General features: G+C 56.9%; 4 protein-coding genes. All 4 read left to right on the forward strand.

Going from position 1 to position 2,853, the window contains the following annotated elements:
• The first annotated feature begins 83 nt into the window (after nt 1-83).
• Nucleotides 84-287, forward strand: coding sequence for a hypothetical protein (locus VG146_10410; protein ID HEV2392761.1), 204 nt, complete (start codon nt 84-86; stop codon nt 285-287).
• Between the two features lie 16 nt (nt 288-303).
• Nucleotides 304-879: a hypothetical protein gene (locus tag VG146_10415; protein ID HEV2392762.1), complete on the forward strand. Its 576-nt coding sequence runs from the start codon at nt 304-306 to the stop codon at nt 877-879.
• An 800-nt stretch (nt 880-1,679) separates the two neighbouring features.
• Entirely contained in the window at nt 1,680-1,988 is a 309-nt protein-coding gene (locus VG146_10420) for a hypothetical protein (GenBank protein ID HEV2392763.1), read from the forward strand.
• Nucleotides 1,989-2,117: 129 nt separating this feature from the next.
• The coding region (locus tag VG146_10425; GenBank protein HEV2392764.1) for a hypothetical protein at nt 2,118-2,853 on the forward strand (736 nt) is incomplete at its 3' end.

Below are 2,853 nucleotides of genomic sequence, written 5' to 3' on the forward strand. Positions count from 1 at the left end.
CCCAGTCGCATAATCAGAGTTGGGCCGCGCGATAGCTCATGAGTGCATCAAGCAACGGTAGCCCAGATAAAAAACCAGATCCCTTGCCGCCCATCGTTGGCGAGGTGGTAGTCGAGGACGGGATGACTGCGCGCCAATTAGCAACTGTTTTGAAGCGGAGCCCGTATAAAGTTGTCGCTGACTTAATGGAGGCTGGAGTTCTGGCCACGCCCGGCTACCAAATCCCCTTCGACCTGATCTCGAAAGTGGCTCGAAAATATGGATATCTCGCCAAAAGGACCGCCTAACGAGGCAATGCACCGAATGAGCGGCATTGACGTCGGTTTCAAACTCGGGCGCGGAATGGTGCCGCTCCTCGGTGATTTTGATCGTTCGGCGGCACCACGCTTTATGAAAATAGACACCCTTACCATAGTCATGGCAGCCAGCATTCTTTTAGTCGGCTGCGGCAAACAGAGCGGTTCACCTGGCGCAGCTTCAGCGCCAGAAAGCGAACAAAGCAGCACAGAATCAGCAGCCACAGTCACCAACCTCGCCGGGACGTGGAAACTAGTGCATTCCAAGACCAATGCCCCGCTACATATTGCCCCATACACCTTGACGCTTACAATGGCCGGAGGCACGTTAACTGGCACGGTGAGCAACGTCAGCACAGTGAATGGCAAGTCACGCGTTTATAAGTGGCCAATCAAAAACGCGAAGCTGCAAGGGAGCGAGCTTTCTTTTAGTGTCACGCATCCATTTGAGGTCGGGCGCGGGGAGGTTGCGTCAAGCTACAACGGCAACGTTACCAGCAATATTATTACCGGGACTATCGAAGAGAGTTTCTTAGGACAGACGCACAAGGGATTTTGGACAGCGGAGCGGGTCACGCAGTAGTGCGAAGGTGAGTCATGCCGCCTAACACACACAGCGCTGGAGCCAACGCCGGTTACGGCTGGCAGTTTCTGCTTCGGATTTCCGGTTGGCGAGAGTCACCTGCGGCGTCGCTCACCTTTTGGTCGTTCGACAGCATCATGGATATGAGGCCAGCAATTGAGAACCGAGCCCCCCACCGCCGTCTGCCTTGGTTGTTCTTCTCAGGCAGCCTAGTTGGGGTCACCATGACGTACATCGTCCCAGCGCTGCTAGGGTATTCGCTTTGGGAGCCTGTGCGGTCCGGGCTTTCTCGTGGCTTCCTGGTGCTGGCGGTTATGATGCTTTTTGTTTGCTGCTGCGTAGCTCCGTTTTTCAGCTCGCTGCGGCCCTCGATGAAATTTGCCGCGGCGTTTGCCGCGGCAATTGTTTTCATCATAGTTACATTGGCGGCACTTGCCGTTTCGGCCTGGGTTGGTCCCCGCCCAACATCGTCGTCCCTCCCCGAGTCGAACCACAGCATTCAGCGGACGGAAAACCGTGAACAAGAACCAGATCTCAACAATTCATCGGCCTCGGCTCTGTCGCAAAAGGAGCCTGCATTGCGAAAAGCCCGCCGATCTTTGCAAGAATCCCGATGCCTCTCCCTCTCCCCTTCCCAAGGGGAGAGGGCAGGGGGAGAGGGGTCCCATTCAATGCGCGCGCCGATCGCTTACGTTTCCCACATCGCGCATTCTTGGCTCATAATGAACCCGTTAAAAAAACGCGCCGACAGAAAATCCCGACGGGCTATGCAACCCCAGTCGCATAATCAGAGCTGGCTCATGTACACGAAACACCATCTTTCTCTCAGGTTTATCGAGATCCTGCTGGTGCTGGCCAATGGGGTCTGCCTAAGCGGCTGTGTAACCGGGACTACAATCGAAGCGGCGAAAGAGCATGTGAACTACAAGCAGCAGCAAGTGAGGGAAGATGGGAGTATCACGCCACCCGAGGTTGAGTCGGTTGAAGCAGCCAAGCCGGGATACTACGCGCTGGTCCCTTTTGCTGTCATCGCGGACGTGGCCCTCACACCGGTGTATGTTGGCGTTATCATCGCCGTGAATGTCGGGCTGATGGAACCACCATTTTGATGACGTGGAACCGCGAAGAGCTAACCCTTTTGTGCAGCGCACCCGGAATACGGATCAACCCCCGGCCTGGATACGGCTGGTCGGGCGCCGAGTTTAAAGGCCGTGGGGTCGCATCTCAACAATTGACATGTGTCAGTGGTCTTTTTCAATGGCGCAATGGTCACCAACACGTACGATTATCTCAACCGCCTCCTCTCCCGCGGTTATCCCGACGGCGGCGTCGAGCATTTCGGCTTTTCAGCCCGGGGGCTCGTCGCGTACACGGACCAGATCGGCATCACGAACTTCTTCGCATACGACGCTGCCGGCAGGAAAACCTTTGAAACCAACGCCGACGCCCAACCCATCCAGTACCAGTACCTCCCCTCGGGCGACTTGACCAACCTGGTCGATGGCAAGGGGCAGCAGACCAAATGGAATTACGATCAATATGGTCGGGTCACGAACAAGCTCGACCAAGCCGGGACCGTTGTGCTGCGCTACACCTACGACGCCGACAACCGGCTCCTCAGCCGCTGGAGCGCCGCCATGGGCACCACGTATTACACCAACGACCCCCTCGGCAGCCTCACGTACATCAAATACCCCCACACCTTCCATGTCCAGATGAAGTACGACCCGCTCAACCGCCTCACCAATATGGTTGACGGACTGGGCACGACCGTCTATGGTTACACTGCGGCCGGGCAGCTCCTCACCGAGGACGGCCCTTTTGCAAACGATACCGTGACCAACACGTATTCCAACCGCCTCCGCGTGGGCCTTGGCCTGCAGCAGCCAGCAGGAGATTGGACCAATGCGTTTGCCTACGATGCGGCCCGCCGCATGACCAACATCGCCTCGCCTGCCGGCGCGTTTGCATACC

It is taken from the genome of Verrucomicrobiia bacterium (assembly GCA_035946615.1).
Lineage (GTDB): Bacteria > Verrucomicrobiota > Verrucomicrobiia > Limisphaerales > UBA8199 > DASYZB01.

What these genes read in the sequence shown, in the direction of transcription:
- VG146_10415 (HEV2392762.1), top strand. Translation starts at nt 304, where the DNA reads ATGAGCGGCATTGACGTCGGTTTCAAACTCGGGCGCGGAATGGTGCCG.
- VG146_10420 (HEV2392763.1), top strand. Translation starts at nt 1,680, where the DNA reads ATGTACACGAAACACCATCTTTCTCTCAGGTTTATCGAGATCCTGCTG.